This window comes from Pseudomonas sp. NFACC04-2, from assembly GCF_900119265.1.
Taxonomy (GTDB): domain Bacteria; phylum Pseudomonadota; class Gammaproteobacteria; order Pseudomonadales; family Pseudomonadaceae; genus Aquipseudomonas; species Aquipseudomonas fluorescens_AA.
In genome coordinates, this window is the sequence record NZ_FPJC01000018.1 from 75,421 (window position 1) to 93,093 (window position 17,673).

The window sequence follows — 17,673 nt, forward strand, 5'->3', positions numbered from 1 at the left end:
GAGACGTCCCATGACCCAGACGGCCATCACGCATTTGCTGGAGCTGGACCATATTTCGCTGTCATTCAAAGGCGTCAAAGCGGTCACGGACATCAGCTTTCGCGTCGCCGCCGGTGAGATCTGCGCCTTGATCGGCCCCAACGGCGCCGGCAAGAGTTCGCTGCTGAACGTCATCAGCGGCGTGTACCAGGCCCAGGACGGGCACATCCGTTTTGATCGACAGGAGCGGCGCCGGATGCGCCCCCACGACGTGGCGGTCCGCGGCATTGCCCGGACATTTCAGAACATCGCGCTGTTCAAGGGCATGAGCGTGCTCGACAACGTGCTCACCGGACGCAACCTCAAGCGCCGCAGCACCTGGATCGAACAGGCACTGCGCATCGGTCGCGCCCGGGCCGAGGATGACCGTCAGCGCGAAGCGGCCGAGCGTGTCATCGCGTTCCTGCATTTGCAGCCTTGGCGCGACGTCCTGGTGGGCACGCTGCCCTATGGCTTGCAGAAACGGGTGGAGTTGGCCCGCGCGCTGGCGGCGGAGCCTCGGCTGTTATTGCTGGACGAACCCATGGCCGGGATGAACGCCGACGAAAAGCAGCAGATGAGCCGCTTTATCGTCGACATCAACCGCGAGCTGGGCACGACGGTGGTGTTGATCGAGCACGATATCGGCGTGGTCATGGACATCAGCGACCACGTGGTGGTGCTCGATTACGGTCGCAAGATCGGCGACGGTTCGCCTGAAGACGTACGGCAGAACCCCGAGGTCATTTCGGCCTACCTGGGTACTCGCCACTGATACTGGACATTCGACACCTTCCCGCCAGGGAGGGCAGGCAAGTTGCGTCCGCAGAATGGGAGCGGCGATGGAATTTTTCTTTGAAGTATTGATTGGTGGGTTGTTGGCGGGGGTGATGTACGCCTTGGTGGCCATCGGTTTCGTGCTGATCTACAAGGCTTCCGGGGTGTTCAATTTCGCCCAGGGCGCGATGGTACTGTTCTCGGCGCTGACCTTCGTCAGCCTGGTGGAGCGCGGTGTGCCGTTCTGGCTGGCGTTCGTCATCAGCCTGGCGGCCATGGTGCTGATCGCCGTGGCGGTGGAGCGGGTGGTGCTGCGGCCCTTGGTCAACCGTTCGCCGATCACGCTGTTCATGGCCACCCTCGGGCTGTCCTACGTCATCGAAGGTTTCGCCCAGGCACTCTGGGGCGCCCAGGTGCATGGCCTGGAGCTGGGTATCAGCGATGAGCCGCTGGAGTTGGGCGGGATGTTGTTGTCGCAGTTCGACATTTTTGCCGCAGTGACCGCGGCGTTCCTGGTGCTGCTGTTGTCCTGGCTGTTCAACAAGACCCGGCTCGGATTGTCGTTGCGGGCGGTGGCCGATGACCCGCTGGCGGCGTTGGCCGTGGGCATTCGTTTGCAGCGGGTCTGGGTGGTGGTGTGGGCGGTGGCGGGGTTTGTCGGGCTGGTCGCCGGCCTGCTCTGGGGCGCTCGCCTGGGCGTGCAGTTCTCGCTTTCGCTGGTGGTGCTCAAGGCCTTGCCGGTATTGATCATCGGTGGGTTCACCTCCATCAGCGGGGCGATTGTCGGTGGCCTGATCATCGGGGCTTCGGAGAAGCTGGCAGAGGTTTACCTCGGGCCCTTCATCGGCAGTGGCATCGAGAACTGGTTTCCCTACGTGCTGGCGTTGTTGTTTCTGCTGGTGCGTCCGGCGGGGTTGTTTGGCGAACGGGCCATCGAACGGGTTTAGGGAGAACACTCATGTTTTATCGAGAAGCAGGCCAGTTCAACACTCGCTATGCCCAGGACCGCCGGGTCTTTGCCCTGCGCCAGGACCGTCACGGGCTGGCCGCATTGTTGCTTTTTGCCTTCGTCGTGGTGCCCTGGCTGGGCAACGACTACTGGTTCAGCGCGATCCTGATTCCGTTCCTGGTGCTGTCCTTGGCCGGGTTGGGGCTCAATTTGCTCACCGGTTATGCCGGGCAACTGTCCCTCGGTTCGGCGGCGTTCATGGCGGTGGGCGCCTTCGCCACCTACAACCTTGAAATACGGGTCGCCGGCTTGCCATTGTTGGTCAGCATTGCCCTGGGCGGGCTGATGGCGGCACTGGTGGCGGTGCTGTTCGGCCTGCCGAGCCTGCGCATCAAAGGCTTCTACCTGTTGGTCTCGACCCTGGCGGCGCAATTCTTCGTGACCTGGGCGCTGACCCGGTTCAGCTGGTTTTCCAACAACAGCGCCTCGGGCGTGATCAGTGCGCCGCGCCTGGAGGTATTCGGGGTGAACCTCGACGCGCCGGCCGGCCGCTATCTGTTGACCCTGAGCGTGGTGGTAACGCTGTTCTGGCTGGGCAAGAACCTGGTGCGTAGCGAGTTGGGGCGCAACTGGATGGCGGTGCGCGACATGGACACCGCCGCTGCGATCATCGGTATTCCCTTGGCGAAGACCAAGCTGCTGGCGTTCGCCATCAGTGGGTTTTTCCTCGGCGTGGCCGGTGCCCTGTGGGCCTTTGCTTACCTGGGTACCGTGGAGCCCCACGGCTTCGATCTGAACCGGTCGTTCCAGATCCTGTTCATCATCATTATCGGCGGCCTCGGCAGCCTGCTGGGCAACTTCCTCGGCGCGGCTTTCATCGTGCTGTTTCCGGTGTTGCTTTCGAGCCTGGTGTCGCTGCTGCCCGGCGGGCTGGTGGACGCCGGCCAGGTGGAGAACCTGCAGAAGATGATATTCGGCGCCCTGATCATCCTGTTCCTGATCAAGGAGCCAGAGGGCCTTGCGCGCCTCTGGCAGAGATTTCGCCAGCGCGCACGGCTGTGGCCGTTGCGCTACTGAGCGAACCGCACAAGGCGGGTTTGCAGTTCCATTTTGTTGGCTTATCCACGGCTTCATGACAAGGAAAATTCGATGTTCAAACGATCATTCGCCAGCAGCCTGGCACTGGCCCTGAGCCTCACCGCCGCGGCGTTCACCGTCCAGGCGGACAACGAGCAATACTTCCCGCTGCAAAGCTATCGCGTCGGCCCTTATGCAGCCGGCGGCACCGGTTTTTTTGGCGGCTTCATCGACTACCTCAAGTACGTCAACGCCAATGGCGGCGTGAACGGCGTCAAGCTGACCTGGAGTGAGTGCGAGACCGAATATGTGGTCGAGAAAGGCGTGGAGTGCTACGAACGTCTGAAGAAAGGCTTGAACGGCGCGCCGGCGGCTGCCACCAATCCGCTGTCGGTGGGCATCGCCTACGCCACGCTGGAGCGCTCGACAGCCGACAAACTGCCGCTGATCACCATCAACCATGGGCGCACGGATTCCACCGATGGCAGCGTGTTCCCCTACGTTTTCCCGTTGCAGTTGAACCCGTATTCCGAGGTCTCGGCGATCATCAATTACATCGGCCAGCGCGCCGGCGGGTTGGACAAGCTCAAGGGCTTGAAGATCGTCACCCTGTATCACGGTTCGCCCTATGGCAAGGAAACCAATGAGGTCCTGCAAACCCTGGCCGACAAGTACGGCTTTGCGCTGACCTTGCTGGAGGTACCGCACCCCGGCAACGAACAGCAGTCGCAGTGGCTGAATATCCGCCGGGAAAAACCCGATTGGGTGATCCTGCGCGGTTGGGGGGTGATGAATCCGGTGGCGCTGAAAACCGCGCAGAAAGTCGGTTTCCCGGCCGACCACATCATCGGCAACATCTGGAGCAACTCCGAAGATGACGCCGCGCCGGCCGGTGCCGCGGCCAAGGGCTTCATCGCCATCACCACGCACCCTTCAGGCACCGACTTCCCGGTGTTGCAGGGTATCAAGCAGCAGGTGGTCGACGCCGGCCATGGCGACCTGGCCGATCCCAAGCGGTTCGGCACCGTGTACTACAACCTCGGCGTGGTCAACGGCATCCTCAACGTAGAGGCGCTGCGCATTGCCCAGCAGAAATTCGGTCAGCAACCCCTGACGGGTGAGCAGGTGCGTTGGGGCTTCGAGAACCTCAAGCTCGACGATGCCCGGCTCAAGGGACTGGGGGCATTAGGCCTGGTGCAGCCGTTGCAATTGTCGTGCTCGGACCATGAAGGCGGCGGTGCGGTGCGTTTCCAGCAATGGGACGGTACCCAGTGGAAGCTGATCAGTGACTGGGTACAGGCCGACCGCGCCCTGTTGCGGCCGATCATCGAAGCGTCTTCGCACCAGTACGCCCGGGAAAAAGGCATTACCCCGCGTGATTGCAGCAAGGAATCCTGAGGCATCGCGGCGACCGGGCGCACGCGTCCGGTCGCTATCTGAAAAGGCGAAACAGCATGGCGACGAACGTGCCGATCCTGCAGATCGACGATATTGAAGTGCTCTACGAACAGACCATCCTGGCAGTGCGCAGTGTGTCGCTGGAGGTAAAAAAAGGGCAGGTCGTGGTGCTGCTGGGCGCCAACGGCGCGGGTAAAAGCACCACGCTGAAGGCGGCCTCCAACCTGGTGCGCGCCGAACGGGGCGAGGTGGTGCGGGGGAGGATTGTCTACCAGGGGCGAGACGTGACCCGCAGCGCGCCTCACACCTTGGCGGCGAGCGGCCTGGTGCAAGTGCTGGAAGGTCGGCATTGCTTTGCCCAGTTGACCGTGGAGGAAAACCTTCTGGCCGGTGCCCTGGCGCGCCAGGTGCCGCGTCGCCAGTTGCTGGCTGACCTGGAATTGGTCTACGGCCATTTCCCCCGGCTGAAACTGCGGCGCAAGAGCCTGGCCGGCTACACCTCGGGCGGCGAGCAACAGATGATCGCGATAGGCCGCGCGCTGATGGCCAGGCCACAATTGGTCTTGCTGGACGAACCGTCGATGGGCCTGGCGCCGCAAATCGTCGAGGAAATCTTCGAGATCGTCCGGCAACTCAATCAGCGTGATGGTGTGAGCTTCTTGATCGCCGAACAGAACATCAATGTCGCCCTGCGTTACGCCCACCATGGCTACGTGTTGGAAAACGGTCGGGTGGTCAGCGAAGGCAGCGCCGAGCAACTGGCGGCCCGCAGCGATCTCCAGGACTTCTACCTGGGTGCGCGGGCCGGGGCGAGGGCTGAGGAGCCTATGGGCGTCGGGGCTCGATCAAGTTGAAAGGTTGACCACCTGGCCGTCCCGCGTACTGAGCGTGGGACGGCGTTTGTTGACCACCAGTTCGCCAATCCTGATCAGCAACGTGCGGGTGACATTGCGACTCAGGCCCAGCAGGCTGGCGGTATGGACCTGATTGCAATTGGCGTATCGGTAGGCGGTGCGTAACAACTCGGCCTCGACCTTTTCATACACATCGCCGTGTTCCTGCTCGAGCAGTTTCTCGAAGGCTTTCTGCAAGAGCTCCTCTGCACTTTGAGGGGCTGCTTGCGGTGGGTTGTCCTGGCGCTCGATACGAAAGTTCGACAGGTGCAGGTCCTGCACACCAATCACTTTGTTGCGGCAGATCAGCAGCGTGTGATGGATGACGTTTTCCAGTTCGCGGATGTTCCCCGGCCAGGAATAGTCGAGCAACTTGCGTTGCGCGTGAGCATCCAGCGTCACCTCGCCGTGGCCGAGCCTGTGGCTGTACTGCGCGATGAAGTGGCGTATCAACGGCAGGATGTCGCCGGGACGTTCGCGCAGCGGCTTGAGCGCCAGGCTGACCACGTTCAGGCGATAATAGAGGTCTTCGCGAAAGTGCCCGGCATTGATGGCTTTTTCCAGCTGTACGTTGGTGGCCGCCAATACACGCACATCGATCTTGATGCTCTTGCGCGACCCCAGTCGAACCACTTCGCGCTCCTGCAATACCCGGAGCAACTTGACCTGGATCGGCAGCGGCAAATCACCGATTTCATCGAGGAACAGGGTGCCGCCATCGGCTTCCTCGAACCAGCCGGCCTTGGCCGTCAACGCGCCGGTAAAAGCGCCTTTTTCATGGCCGAACAGCTCGGCCTCCACCAGAGTCTCGGAAAACGCCCCGCAGTTGACCGCAACGAACGGCTTGTGGCGACGGGCGCTGAGGTTGTGCACATGGCGCGCCACCAGTTCCTTGCCGGTGCCGGTCTGGCCGATGATCAATACGCTGGCATCACTGGGCGCTACTTGTTGCAGGTGTTCCAGCAAGGCGCGGGAGGTGGGGTCTTCGAAGACCTGGGCCGTGGCACGAATCGAGGTGGCCAGGCCGGGGGAGGGAGGTAGGGTTAGAAGCTGCATGACGGTGGCCCGTTAATGAGATTGCCGTGACGGAAGGTGGGTGAGCGCCAACGCTCCTTGATGGCATCACCGGAGGAAGCCATTGGGCTTAAGACTTAATCTAAATGATCTAAAAAAATGATAATAAATAACTTTAAGTTATTTGCTTAGGACTGAGCCGACGGTAAGAGCAAGGCCTGCTCCCACGGGCACGGCTGGTCACGGGATTCAGATCGGAAAGGAATGTCGATAAAAAGTTTTATTGACTAAAAAATTACATCGAGTAATTATTCTCCTGCATCTGCTTTCACGCAGAGTCATTTCGCAGGGGCAACCCAATGAATCAGAACACCGTGCCTTCACTGGCCAGTCTCTACGTCGAGACTCATGAATCGCCCTCCGACGCACGCCTGGCGCCTTCGCTCATGCAAGGCTTTCCCGCCGAACCCCATCGCCGCGTCACCTGGCACAACTGGATGAGCCCGCCGTACAGCCAATGGGGTTTCCGCAACCTGGCGCGCTTGCGTCCTTCCATCGATGTGCGGGCCGGCGCCGGGCCGGTCAGCGCGTTCAAGCAGGCGTTCCAGCCGCTGGATGAGCTGCACTTCGACAGCGAGTGTGGCCTGAGCATCAGCGTGATCGACCACCTGATCGCCAGCCAGACCGATGGGTTCCTGGTCCTTAAGGGCGACACCGTGCTGTTCGAGCGGTACTTCAATGGCCAGAGCCCCCAGGACCGGCACATCATGTTTTCGGTGACCAAGTCGCTGATCGGTGCCCTGGGCGAGCAACTGGTTTGCGAAGGCCTGTTGGACCCGACGCTGACGGCCGCCCATTACGTACCGGAACTGACGGGCAGCGCGTTCGGCGATGCGACCGTGCGCCAGCTGTTCGACATGGCCGTGGCCGTCGATTACAGCGAGGTCTATGAGGACCCGGATTCAGAGAGTTCCCAATACGGCTACGCCTGCGGTTTCCAGCCGGCGCCGGCGCAATACACGACGTTCGAATCCCTGTACCAGTACTTGCCATCATTGAGAAAGCGCGGCAATCACGGCGGTTTTTTCCATTACGTGACGGCCACCACCGAGGCGTTGGCCTGGGTCATGGAACGGGCGTCTGGCAAGGCCTGTCATCAGTTGCTGCAGGAGGTGTGGAGTCAGTTGGGCTGCGAACGTGACGGCTACTTCCTGGCGGACCCCTGGGGCCGCAGCGTGGCCGGTGCCGGGTTCAGCGCGACCTTGCGTGACATGGCGCGCTTCGGCCGCCTGCTGGCCAACGATGGCCGCCAGGAGGGGCGACAACTGCTCTCGGCCGAGGCGCTCGCCGGTATCGCCGCTGGCGCCGACCCTGCGATCTATGCCGCCTGCGCCGACTTTTCGAGCTGGACCCCTGGCGCGTCCTACCGCAGCCAGTGGTATGTCTTCAACGACCACAGCCAGGCGCTCATGGCCGGTGGCATCCATGGCCAATACCTGTTCATCGACAAACCGTCCGGCGTGGTGATCGTCAAGCAGTCGTCCCTGGACGAAGCCGTCAGCCCCTTCGACGGCGACAGCGTGCGCATGCTGCGTGCCATCGCGGCGCAACTGACGCCCTGACTTCATCCGATAAACACAAGAGTTCGTTCCGCTCACCCGGCCCAGCCAGGTGTTGGCGCGGGTTTGCGCCGCCATTCACTGCCCTGTAACAACAATAATCAACAGGAGCTCCATATGGTTTCCATGATGCGTTTGTCCCGAACTTTCCTCGTGCTCGGGTTACCCTTGACCGCCCAGGTTGCCTGGGCGGGCTACACCTTCGAGGAGGGCAACCTCAAGGGCGAGGTTAACTTAACGGCCGGTGGCGCGGTCCTGTCCACCCGCAACGTCAACTTTGGCGGCGGCGTGGTGGACATGCGCAGCGGCAAGAATGGCGGCACGAAAATCGACTGGCAGGAATTCTACGTCAAGCCGGGCGTCAAGTTGGAGTATGCCGTGCAGCCGGATTTCAGCCTGCTGGCCGGCGGCTCCCTGGTGGGGGCGACCACCTTCGGTGATGGCGATGCCGGTGGCTTCACCCGCAGTTCCGACGGCAAGGTGTCGACCGAAGAGTTCTATGGCGGTTTCCGGGCTGGGGAGTGGACGGTCACGGGCGGTCGTCAGAATTACATGATCGGCAACGGTTTCATCGTGATGGATGGCAACCTCGATCAGTTGAACGACGGCGCCTATTGGCTCGCCCCACGCACCGCCTTCAAGGATTCGGCGGTGGTCGCCTGGGATCATGGCGCATTGAAAGTCCAGGGCTTCAGCCTGGGGACCGACAGCGACCTGGGGGACTTCCGCATGAGCGGCGTGAACCTGGACTACAACCTCGACGACCAGGTGACGCTGGGCGCCACCGCGTTGAAGGTCAAGGCCATGGGGCCCAAGGGCAGTACCTTGCCGCGTCGCCGCGATGGCATGCTGGTGTACAACGTCAGGGCCTTGAACGCCAAGGTCCCGGGTATCCCGGACCTGACTCTCAACGCTGAATATGCCCTGGAACGGGGCAGCGGCGAAGGCGTGGACTACGACGCCAAGGCCTGGTATGGCCAGGCGGATTACACCTTCAGCACGCTGCCGTTGACCCCGGTGATCGGCTACCGCTACGCGAGCTTTTCCGGTGATGACAACCTCACGGACAACCGACAGAAAGCCTGGGATCCGTTGAGCAAGGGTTTCGTCGACTGGAGCACTTGGCTGATCGGCGATGTCGTCGGCAACTACCTGATGTTCAACAGCAACGAAAACGTCCAGCAGTTCTCACTCAAGACCCACCTCAACGAAACCCTCACCCTCGGTGCGATCCACTACCAGTTCTGGCTCGACGAAAAAAACTACATGGGCACCGCCGTCAGCGACCGGCGTTTTGCCGACGAGAGTGTAGTCTTCCTGGATTGGGCGCCGTCGAAGTCGTTGTCCACCTCGCTGTCGTACAACTGGGTCAAACCCATGGCGGCGGCCAAACAGGTCTTCGGCGACGACCGGAAATTCAGCGCGCTGGAACTCTACTTCACCTACCGCTATTAAGTGCCGCGAGCCTTCGCGGCCGCGCTGGAGTGTTTGATCATGAACCTGTTTTTGCGCAACACCTTGCTGGGCGCTGTCGTTTCGATGCTGGTCAGCGGCGCGAGCCTGGCCGAGGAACGGACGGTGCGGATCTACAACTGGATCGAGTACCTGCCGCCTGAAATCCTCAAGAGTTTTGAGGAGGAAACCGGCATCCGCCCCATCTATGACGTCTTCGACAGTGTCGAGACATTGGAGGCCAAGCTGCTGACCGGCAACTCCGGGTATGACGTGGTCTACCCGAGCAGTTCCAGCGTCAGTCACCTGATCGCCGCGGGCGCCGTCGAGCCCCTGGACCGCAGCCAGTTGCCGAACTGGCAGCATCTGGATCCTGAGTTCATGAAGACGCTGGAGGCGGTGGGCGATCCGGGCAACCGCTATGCCGCACCATACCTGTGGGGTACGACCCTGATCGGCTACAACGTCGATAAGGTGCGCCAGGTGTTGGGTGCCGATGTGCAAATGAACACTTGGGACATCCTTTTCAAGGAAGAAAACATGGCCAAACTGGCCAGTTGTGGCGTCGGTCTGCTGGACGCCGCCAACGAGATCGTGCCCATTGCCTTGCACTACGAAGGGCTGGACCCCAACAGCCAGAAACGTGAGGACTACGCAAAGGCGCAGGCGGCCATGCTCAAGGTCCGGCCTTACATCACCTACTTCAATTCGTCGCGCTATGGCATGGACCTGGCCAACGGCGAGATCTGCGTAGGGGTGGGTTGGTCCGGTGGGGTGGCCCTGGCCAAGCGGCTGGCCGAAGACGCGGGGAAGGGGGTCAAGGTGGAAATGGTGCTGCCCAAGGAAGGTGCACCGATGTGGTCGGACGTCATGATGGTCCCCACCAACGCCCCTCATGCCAAGGAAGCCTACGCGTTCATCAATTACATCTTGCGTCCTGATGTCATCGCGCGGATCAGCAACAAGATCGGTTACCCCAACCCGAACAAGGATGCCACGGCGTTGGTCAATGCCGAAATTCGCAATAACCCCGCCATGTATGTGTCGGACGAGGCACGCAAGACCCTGTTCGCCTTGGAGCCGGTGCCGGCCGCTGTGGAGCGGATCCGCACCCGCACCTGGACCGGCATCAAGACCCATCGCTGATCAGCGTGACCCGGCGTTGCGGCGCCGGGTCCGTATCGGTGGGTGACGCCCTCAGGCGCGCATACCCAGGAAGAGCAACTCGGTGATCCGCCGGACCTGTGTGGAGTGTGCCTCGATATCCGGTTGTTCCTGGTTGACCAGCCTGAACAGCTGTAAGTGCGAATAGTCGTTCAACAGGAACGCGGCGAGGTCGACGTCCAGGTCGGCGCGTAATTTGCCGGCCTGTTGCAGTTCCCTGATCAGCCCGCTGATTTCGGCCCTGAGCGCATCGTTCATGGCGCGATACCCCTCGGGCAACCCGTTATCGCCACCAAACAGGATCAGCGGCAGCAACTCGCGCCACAGGCTCGGGTGCATGACCTCCAGTGCGTAACCGGTCAACAGCCGCTCCAGATAACACAGCGCTTGGACCGGGTCCTCGATTTCAGGCATCCGGCTGCGGGTGTCCGTGAGCGCGCGCTGGTCGGCGTCGTGCAGGATTTCCAGGATGATCTCCTGCTTGTTGCCGAAGTACTTGAACACCGTGGGAGCCGATACGCCGGCCTGGCTGGCGATCTGTTCAATGGTGGTGTTCTGGAAACCCTGACGCTCGAACAGTTCGACCGCCGCCTTGCTGATGGCTTGCCGGCGTTCGGCTTTTTGACGTTCACGCAGTCCGCTCACGGGAGGGTCCTTGTCGTAAGAAGAGGTTAAAGGCCTCGGCGCACCAATCCTGTGGAGCGAGCTTGCTCGCGATAGCAGTGGACCAGCCGCATTCAAGTCGACTGAAACACCGCCATCGCGAGCAAACTCGCTCCCACAGGGTTTTGCGGTTAGCAACAAGCCGGGCATAGGCATGCAAAATACTTAACCCAGTAAAGTTTTTAAAGGGTTTATTTCGTTGCCGCCCCTCGACGACGTAGCTGCATGCCGCGGTCCAGACGCCTGGCAAGAGGCAAAACGCCATGCCTCAGATGGCGAAATCAGGCACAGAGATGGCGCGTTCAGGTAACTAATTCGAGAGGGAAGGCAGGTAACGTGGCGCGACTTTTCACCGCAAGTGCGCACGTTCGCCCAGGGTGGATCAACACAACCAAACGGTGCCGCTTCCAGGAGGGCGGGAAAGCCAGCAACACCGACTGTCCCTGCGCGTCTCAATGTTCGATCACAAGAGAATAAAAAAAATGACCAGCCCCAGCTTCAAGGACTTGAACGGCCATCTGGCACAGGGCTTCAAGCCTCGTCACGTCACCATGCTGTCCATCGCCGGAATCATCGGTGCGGGTCTGTTCGTGGGATCGGGCCATGCCATTGCCGCCGCCGGCCCGGCCGTCATGCTGGCTTATCTGTTTTCCGGGCTGTTGGTGGTCCTGGTCATGCGCATGCTGGGCGAGATGGCCGTCGCCAATCCGGATACTGGCTCCTTCTCCACCTATGCCGACCAGGCCATCGGACGCTGGGCAGGTTTCACCATCGGTTGGCTCTACTGGTGGTTCTGGGTGCTGGTGATTCCCATCGAAGCGTTGGCCGCCGGTCATGTACTCAACCAATGGTTTCCCGCCGTCGATGCCTGGCTGTTCGCCTCGGTGTCGATCGTTCTGCTGGCCGTGACGAATCTGTTCAGCGTGTCGAAATACGGTGAGTTCGAGTTCTGGTTCGCCATGGCCAAGGTCGTGGCGATCATCGGCTTCATCTCCCTGGGTTTCGCGGTGTTGATGGGCTGGATTCCCGAGCGTGAGGCCAGTGGCCTGAGTCGGTTGATGGAGGAGCATGGCGGGTTCGCCCCCAACGGCCTGTCGGCGGTGGTGGGCGCGTTCATCACCATCATGTTCAGCTTCATCGGTACGGAGGCGGTGACGATCGCCGCCGCTGAATCGGATAACCCTGCGCAGAACATCGCCAAGGCGACCCGTTCGGTGATCTGGCGTATCGGTGTGTTCTACCTGCTGTCGATCTTCGTGGTCATTTCCGTGGTGCCCTGGAACGATCCGCTCCTGGCTTCAGTCGGTTCCTACCAGCGGGCCCTGGAACTGATGAACATTCCCCACGCCAAATTCCTGGTGGATGTGGTGGTGCTGATCGCCGTGGCCAGTTGCATGAATTCTTCGATCTACATCGCCTCGCGGATGTTGTATTCCCTGGGGCGCCGTGGCGATGCGCCAAAGGCCTTGAAGGCCACGTCCTCGGCCGGTGTGCCACGGTCCGCGGTGATTGCCAGTACCGTGTTGGGCGCGGGTGTCACTTTGTTCAGCTACTTCATGCCCGCCGGCCTGTTCCAGTTCCTGCTCGCCAGCTCCGGCGCCATCGCCTTGCTGGTGTACCTGGTGATCGCCATCTCGCAGCTGCGCATGCGCCGGATGATGCAACGGCAGAACATCGAGCTGCCTTTTCGCATGTGGCTGTTCCCTTGGCTGACCTGGTTGGTCATCGTGTTCATCTCGGCGGCGCTGGCGGTCATGATGATCACCCCCGAGCACCGCAGCGAGGTCAGTACCACCCTGGGCCTGGCACTGATCATTTCCTTTATCGGCCTGGCGACGTCGCGGCATTCGCCCCAGCCTGAACATGTCGCTTCCCTCGGCTAGCCGCGCATTTTTGCCCTGTTGACGCCACGTTACTGGCGTCAACAAAACCGCCTTTCCAGCCCATTCAAGACGCAAAAACCGCAGTCTTGAAGCGCGGCCCTTCCGCCTGTCACCCACTTGCAAATCCAGCCTGGCGAACCGGCACTAACCCGCGGTCGCGTTGTCAGTAATTGGCGCCTGTAGGGATGAGGATCGTCCCTGGTATCGGCACATCAGCTAGATAGTTTTTTCTCGAGCTCTCTCGATGAAAAGAGCCTCGCGATGGATTGCGTCCTAGACCGACAATTTCTTTTGCAGGCAATTTCCCATGGGGTTTCTACTCGATCCGCGTCATGACATCGATGCTGCCTTACTGAGCTACCGCCGGGTGTTCTGGGCGCTGGCGTTGTTCAGTGGCGTGATCAATCTGCTGGTGCTGGTACCGTCGCTGTATATGATGCAGGTCTACGACCGGGTCCTGACCAGCCGCAACGAAACCACCTTGTTCATGCTCACCTTGATGGCCCTGGGACTGTTCATGTTCAGTGCCTTGATCGAGTGGGTGCGCGGTGAGGTGATGATCCGTATGAGCGCTGGGCTGGACGATGCCTTGGGCGAGCGGGTCTTCGACGCGGCTTTTGCCCGCAGCCTGCGCGAACACAACGCCAACCCGGCACAGGTGCTCAGCGACCTGGCGACGTTGCGCCAGTTGATCACCGGGCAAGGCTTGATCGCGTTGCTCGACGCCCCCTGGCTGCCGATCTTCCTGCTGGTGGCGTTCATCTTTCATCCTTGGTTCGGCGTGCTGACGCTGGTGCTCGCCCTGGTGCTGATCGGCTTGGCGCTGTGGGGCGAACTGGCCACGCGCACGCGTCTGGGCGAAGCCAATCGCTTGGGGGTGCAGTCGTCGATCTATGTCAACAGCACGCTGCACAACGCTGAAGTCATCCAGGCCCTGGGCATGCTCGGGCCGTTACGCCAGCGCTGGAGCCTGTTGCAGCAACGCATCATTGCCGCCCAGGCCCATGCCAGCGACCGCGGCGCGCGCATCACTTCGGCGACGCGTTTCGTGCGGATCTCCGGGCAGTCCCTGGCCTTGGGGCTGGGGGCCTTGCTGGTGCTCGAAGGCCAACTGTCGGCGGGCATGATGATTGCGATGTCGCTGTTGCTGGGGCGAGCCCTGGCGCCCGTGGAAATCGCCATCGGCTCGTGGAAGCAATTCAACGCCGGGCGCCAGAGCTATCAACGCCTGAGCCAATTGCTGGCCCAGCATCCGCGTGAGCGCCTGCGCATGCCGTTGCCACCGCCCACCGGCGCGGTGCGCCTGGAACAGTTGTATGTCGGCCCGCCGGGTGCTTCGCAGCCGATCCTGCGCGGGATCAATTTCAGCCTCGCCAAGGGCGATGTGCTGGCCGTGGTCGGGCCCAGCGCCAGCGGCAAATCGACGCTGGCCCGGGCCCTGGTCGGAGTCTGGCCGGCCATGGGCGGGTCGGTGCGCCTGGACGATGCCGAGATCAGCCAATGGTCCCACGATGCACTGGGCCCGCACCTTGGATACTTGCCCCAGGACATCGAGTTGTTCGACGGCACGGTCGCCGACAACATCGCCCGCTTCGGGGAGCAGGACGCCGACAAGATCATCGCCGCCGGACGGCATGCCGGCATCCACGAAATGATCCTGAGGTTTCCCAAGGGCTACGACACGCCGCTGGGCCCCGGCGGACTTGGCTTGTCCGGTGGGCAAAAACAACGCCTGGGCCTGGCACGCGCGCTCTATGGGCGGCCGTCGCTGATCGTGCTCGATGAGCCCAACTCCAATCTCGATGACGCCGGCGAGCTGGCGCTGGTCCAGGCGATCAGTGCGCTCAAGGCGGCCGGCAGCACCGTAGTGTTGATCACTCACCGGCCCAGTGTGCTGGCGGTGGTCGATCATATCCTGGTGCTCAAGGACGGTACTCAACAGGCGTTCGGCCCTCGGGACCGAGTGCTCAAGGCATTGATGCCGGGGCCGCGACCGGCCACGGTCAGGGAGGCTGGCAAAGATGCGTGATCTGATCCCAGAGGCACACGCTTACAGCGAGCAGGGGCTGAGCGTGCGCAACACCCTGGCGCTGCCCAGCGCCAGGACCGATGCCGGGAGTGCGGCGCGTTATGGCGTGGGGTTCCTGGTCCTGACGCTGGGTGGTTTCCTGCTTTGGGCCTGCCTGGCGCCACTCGACCAGGGCGTGGTGGGCAGCGGCACCGTGGTGGTGGCGGGGGAGCGCAAGGCAGTGCAGTCGTTGGTCGGCGGGGTAGTGGAAAAGCTGTTGGTCAGCGATGGCGACCGCGTCACCCAGGGGCAATTGCTCGTGCAACTCAACACGGTGCAGGCGCAGTCGCAACTGGACGTGACTCTGGGCAAGCTGCTCAATGATCGCAGCATCGAGGCGCGCTTGATTGCCGAGCGCCTGGGCAGCGCCGAGATCCAATGGCCGGCGGAGCTGCTGGCGCGTGCCGACGAGCCACGGGTCAAGGCGGCCATGGCGTTGCAGAGCCAGTTGTTCATCACCCGGCGTGCGGAGCTGGGCAGCCGCTTGCAGATCATCGAGCACGAAGCCGCGGCATTGCAGCAACAACTGCTTGGCTACGAAGGCGTCAAGCGCAACTACGACGCGCAGATGCGCTTCCAGCAGCAAGAGCTTGAAGGCCTGCGTGACCTGGCCCGGGAAGGCTACGTTCCGCGCAACAAACTGTTCGAGGCCGAGCGCAACGCGGCCCAGTTGGCGGGGCAGATTGCTTCTGGGGTGGGCGATGTCGGCAGGACCCGGCAGGCGATCAACGAAAGCCGGCTCAAGGCCTTGCAGGCGCAGCAGGAGTTCCGCCGCGATGCCGAAACCCAGCTCAGCGAAGTCTCGGCCGAGGCGGCCGGTTATGCCGATCAGATTCGGGCCTTGCAGTTTGAAGTCGATAACGGTGCGATTCGCGCGCCAGTGGCCGGGCAGGTCATGGACGTGAGCATTCATACGGTCGGCGGCGTCGCACAGGCCGGCCAGACCCTGATGCAGGTGGTGCCGCTGGATGCGCCGATGGCGATTACCGCCCGCTTCGAGCCGCTGATGGCCAACAAACTGCGCCCGGGCCTGCCGGTGCATGTGCATTTCACCGCGCTGCAACGGGTGGATACACCGACGGTGACCGGCACGGTGACGACGGTGTCGGCGGACCAGTTGATCAATGAGCAGACGCACCAACCGTACTTCTCCGCCAAGGTCGAGATTCCCGCCGAGACTGTGGTCGCGTTGCAGAGTGCCGGCCTGTTGGTGCGCCCCGGCATGCTCGCCGATGTCACGGTGGTGACGGGCGAACGCACCTTGATGAATTACCTGATGAAGCCTTTGCGTGAACGCTTGCTGGCGGCCTTCAAGGAGGAATGAGCATGATCGACCGTTGCCGCTACCGTTGCCGTGTGTTGCTGGGCCTGTATACCGGTTGGGCGGTGATCAATCCGCTGTGGGCCGCCGAGGGTGGCCTGAGCCTCACCGCCGCCTACGATGCTTCGCGCCTCAACGATCCGACCGTGCAGTCGGCGGCTCACGCTTTTGAAGCTTCGCGGCATGAAGAGGACATCGGCCGTGGTGGCCTCTACCCGCAAGTGTCGCTGACCTCGCGCTACGGCTACGGCGGACGTACCGACGGTGGTGACGACAGCACTTACGTCAACAGCAACGATTACCAAGCGAACAACGTCACCCTGGCGGCGCAACAGCCGCTCTACGACAAGGCCCGCTGGGCGGCGTACCAGGAAGGCAAGGCGCGGGGGCAACTGGGTACCCAGGTGTTCGACGTGGCCGGTCAGACCTTGTTTGACCGGGTGGCAAAGGGGTATTTCGATGTCGCCCGGGCCGAGAACGAGATCAAGCTGATCCAGCAGCAAAAGGCGGCCATCCATGGCTTGGTCGTCCAGAGCAAAAAACTGTACGAGGGCGGCCAGGGCGCGATCACCGATATCGATGAGGCTCAGGCGCGGCTCGACCTGGTGCAAGCCCAGGAGGCTGAAGCCCAGGCGCGCCGCGTGGCCGCCTTGCGAGCTTTGTCCGGGCGGGCCAGCGTGCCCATCGATGACATCCTGCCGATGCGCGAAGAACTGGCCGCCGGTAGCCCGATCCCGCCGGAGCAGGATTTGCCGTACTGGACGGCGATTGCCCGCCAGGCCAGCCCCGAGCTGGCCGCCCGGCTGGCGGCGGTGAAAGTCGCCGAAGCCCAGGCCGACAGTCAGCGCGCCGGGCATTATCCGACCCTGTCGTTGACCACTCAATTGACCCGTCGGGAAACCCGTCAATACCAGGAACTCGACCCGCGCCAGGATACCTATTACGTGGGCGTGCAGCTGGACATTCCGCTGTATCGCGGCGGTGCGGTACGGGCCTCGGTGGCCAAGGCCGAAGCACAGCTGGCCGGCGCCCAGTCCGACTACGACGTGCAGCGCCAACAACTGGCCGAGGATATCGAGGCGGATTACCTGGGCGTCGTCGCCGGGTTCACCAAGAGCAAGGCCATGCAGCGGGCGGTAGAGTCCAACCAGCGAGCCCTGGCGTCGACGGAAAAAGGCTTCCAGGGTGGCGTGCGTTCCACGGTGGATATTCTTGATGCGCAGCAGCGGTTGTTCCAGGCCCGCCGGGACCTGCTCAATACCAAGCTCGACATGCTGCAAAGCTATGTGAGCCTGCACACCCACACCGGCCAGATGAACCGCGCGGTGCTTGAACAGGTGCAAAGCCTGTTCTAGACAATCCAGGGTTCAAGTTCGC

14 protein-coding genes are annotated in these 17,673 nt (G+C 62.1%); 12 read left to right on the forward strand and 2 right to left on the reverse strand.

Annotated elements, in window-relative coordinates; translation table 11 throughout:
* The first annotated feature begins 10 nt into the window (after positions 1–10).
* The 5 genes from BT125_RS21560 to BT125_RS21580 all read left to right on the forward strand — a co-directional run bounded on the left by BT125_RS21560 (position 11) and on the right by BT125_RS21580 (position 5,073).
* A complete protein-coding gene (locus BT125_RS21560; RefSeq protein WP_072410120.1) occupies positions 11–793 on the forward strand; it encodes an ABC transporter ATP-binding protein in 783 nt (260 codons plus the stop codon).
* A 67-nt stretch (positions 794–860) separates the two neighbouring features.
* Positions 861–1,742: a branched-chain amino acid ABC transporter permease gene (locus tag BT125_RS21565; RefSeq protein ID WP_072410122.1), complete on the forward strand. Its 882-nt coding sequence runs from the start codon at positions 861–863 to the stop codon at positions 1,740–1,742.
* Between the two features lie 11 nt (positions 1,743–1,753).
* The gene (locus BT125_RS21570) at positions 1,754–2,821 is read left to right on the forward strand and encodes a branched-chain amino acid ABC transporter permease (protein WP_072410124.1); all 1,068 of its coding nucleotides are present in this window, start codon (positions 1,754–1,756) and stop codon (positions 2,819–2,821) included.
* A 72-nt stretch (positions 2,822–2,893) separates the two neighbouring features.
* Entirely contained in the window at positions 2,894–4,219 is a 1,326-nt protein-coding gene (locus tag BT125_RS21575; RefSeq protein WP_072410126.1) for an ABC transporter substrate-binding protein, read from the forward strand.
* Positions 4,220–4,275: 56 nt separating this feature from the next.
* Positions 4,276–5,073 carry an ABC transporter ATP-binding protein gene (locus BT125_RS21580; protein ID WP_072410128.1) on the forward strand — a complete coding sequence of 266 codons (798 nt, stop codon included), beginning with the start codon at positions 4,276–4,278 and terminating at the stop codon, positions 5,071–5,073.
* Here BT125_RS21580 and BT125_RS21585 read toward each other — a convergent pair.
* Positions 5,065–6,168, reverse strand: a complete 1,104-nt coding sequence (locus tag BT125_RS21585; RefSeq protein WP_072410130.1) for a sigma-54 interaction domain-containing protein — start codon at positions 6,166–6,168, stop codon at positions 5,065–5,067. The genes BT125_RS21580 and BT125_RS21585 overlap by 9 nt on opposite strands.
* A gap of 317 nt (positions 6,169–6,485) precedes the next feature.
* On the opposite strand from BT125_RS21585, the gene BT125_RS21590 reads away from it, so the two are divergent.
* The 3 genes from BT125_RS21590 to BT125_RS21600 all read left to right on the forward strand — a co-directional run bounded on the left by BT125_RS21590 (position 6,486) and on the right by BT125_RS21600 (position 10,343).
* Positions 6,486–7,748 (forward strand): serine hydrolase domain-containing protein, encoded by a 1,263-nt coding sequence (locus BT125_RS21590; protein ID WP_072410132.1) that lies wholly within the window; start codon positions 6,486–6,488, stop codon positions 7,746–7,748.
* Between the two features lie 114 nt (positions 7,749–7,862).
* Complete coding sequence (locus BT125_RS21595) at positions 7,863–9,200, forward strand: alginate export family protein (RefSeq protein WP_072410135.1); 1,338 nt, start codon at positions 7,863–7,865, stop codon at positions 9,198–9,200.
* Positions 9,201–9,239: 39 nt separating this feature from the next.
* Positions 9,240–10,343, forward strand: coding sequence for a polyamine ABC transporter substrate-binding protein (locus BT125_RS21600; RefSeq protein WP_072410137.1), 1,104 nt, complete (start codon positions 9,240–9,242; stop codon positions 10,341–10,343).
* Between the two features lie 51 nt (positions 10,344–10,394).
* On the opposite strand, the gene BT125_RS21605 is transcribed toward BT125_RS21600, so the two are convergent.
* On the reverse strand, positions 10,395–11,006 hold the full coding sequence (locus BT125_RS21605; RefSeq protein WP_072410139.1) for a TetR/AcrR family transcriptional regulator: 612 nt from the start codon (positions 11,004–11,006) through the stop codon (positions 10,395–10,397).
* A gap of 500 nt (positions 11,007–11,506) precedes the next feature.
* Here BT125_RS21605 and gabP point away from each other — a divergent pair, with 500 nt between their 5' ends.
* The 4 genes from gabP to BT125_RS21625 all read left to right on the forward strand — a co-directional run bounded on the left by gabP (position 11,507) and on the right by BT125_RS21625 (position 17,651).
* The gene (gene gabP / locus BT125_RS21610; protein WP_072410141.1) at positions 11,507–12,907 is read left to right on the forward strand and encodes a GABA permease; all 1,401 of its coding nucleotides are present in this window, start codon (positions 11,507–11,509) and stop codon (positions 12,905–12,907) included.
* Positions 12,908–13,214: 307 nt separating this feature from the next.
* A complete protein-coding gene (locus BT125_RS21615) occupies positions 13,215–14,936 on the forward strand; it encodes a type I secretion system permease/ATPase (protein WP_072410143.1) in 1,722 nt (573 codons plus the stop codon).
* On the forward strand, positions 14,929–16,299 hold the full coding sequence (locus tag BT125_RS21620; protein WP_072410145.1) for an HlyD family type I secretion periplasmic adaptor subunit: 1,371 nt from the start codon (positions 14,929–14,931) through the stop codon (positions 16,297–16,299). The genes BT125_RS21615 and BT125_RS21620 overlap by 8 nt, the downstream gene beginning before the upstream one ends.
* A gap of 2 nt (positions 16,300–16,301) precedes the next feature.
* Entirely contained in the window at positions 16,302–17,651 is a 1,350-nt protein-coding gene (locus BT125_RS21625; RefSeq protein WP_072410146.1) for a TolC family outer membrane protein, read from the forward strand.
* The last annotated feature ends 22 nt before the right edge of the window (positions 17,652–17,673 follow it).

Excerpts from the sequence above, each read along its gene's own strand:
- BT125_RS21590 (WP_072410132.1), top strand. The coding sequence starts at position 6,486 with ATGAATCAGAACACCGTGCCTTCACTGGCCAGTCTCTACGTCGAGACT.
- BT125_RS21585 (WP_072410130.1), bottom strand. The coding sequence starts at position 6,168 with ATGCAGCTTCTAACCCTACCTCCCTCCCCCGGCCTGGCCACCTCGATT.
- BT125_RS21570 (WP_072410124.1), top strand. The coding sequence starts at position 1,754 with ATGTTTTATCGAGAAGCAGGCCAGTTCAACACTCGCTATGCCCAGGAC.
- BT125_RS21625 (WP_072410146.1), top strand. The coding sequence starts at position 16,302 with ATGATCGACCGTTGCCGCTACCGTTGCCGTGTGTTGCTGGGCCTGTAT.
- BT125_RS21615 (WP_072410143.1), top strand. The coding sequence starts at position 13,215 with ATGGGGTTTCTACTCGATCCGCGTCATGACATCGATGCTGCCTTACTG.
- BT125_RS21565 (WP_072410122.1), top strand. The coding sequence starts at position 861 with ATGGAATTTTTCTTTGAAGTATTGATTGGTGGGTTGTTGGCGGGGGTG.
- BT125_RS21560 (WP_072410120.1), top strand. The coding sequence starts at position 11 with ATGACCCAGACGGCCATCACGCATTTGCTGGAGCTGGACCATATTTCG.
- BT125_RS21575 (WP_072410126.1), top strand. The coding sequence starts at position 2,894 with ATGTTCAAACGATCATTCGCCAGCAGCCTGGCACTGGCCCTGAGCCTC.
- gabP (WP_072410141.1), top strand. The coding sequence starts at position 11,507 with ATGACCAGCCCCAGCTTCAAGGACTTGAACGGCCATCTGGCACAGGGC.
- BT125_RS21620 (WP_072410145.1), top strand. The coding sequence starts at position 14,929 with ATGCGTGATCTGATCCCAGAGGCACACGCTTACAGCGAGCAGGGGCTG.
- BT125_RS21600 (WP_072410137.1), top strand. The coding sequence starts at position 9,240 with ATGAACCTGTTTTTGCGCAACACCTTGCTGGGCGCTGTCGTTTCGATG.
- BT125_RS21580 (WP_072410128.1), top strand. The coding sequence starts at position 4,276 with ATGGCGACGAACGTGCCGATCCTGCAGATCGACGATATTGAAGTGCTC.
- BT125_RS21595 (WP_072410135.1), top strand. The coding sequence starts at position 7,863 with ATGGTTTCCATGATGCGTTTGTCCCGAACTTTCCTCGTGCTCGGGTTA.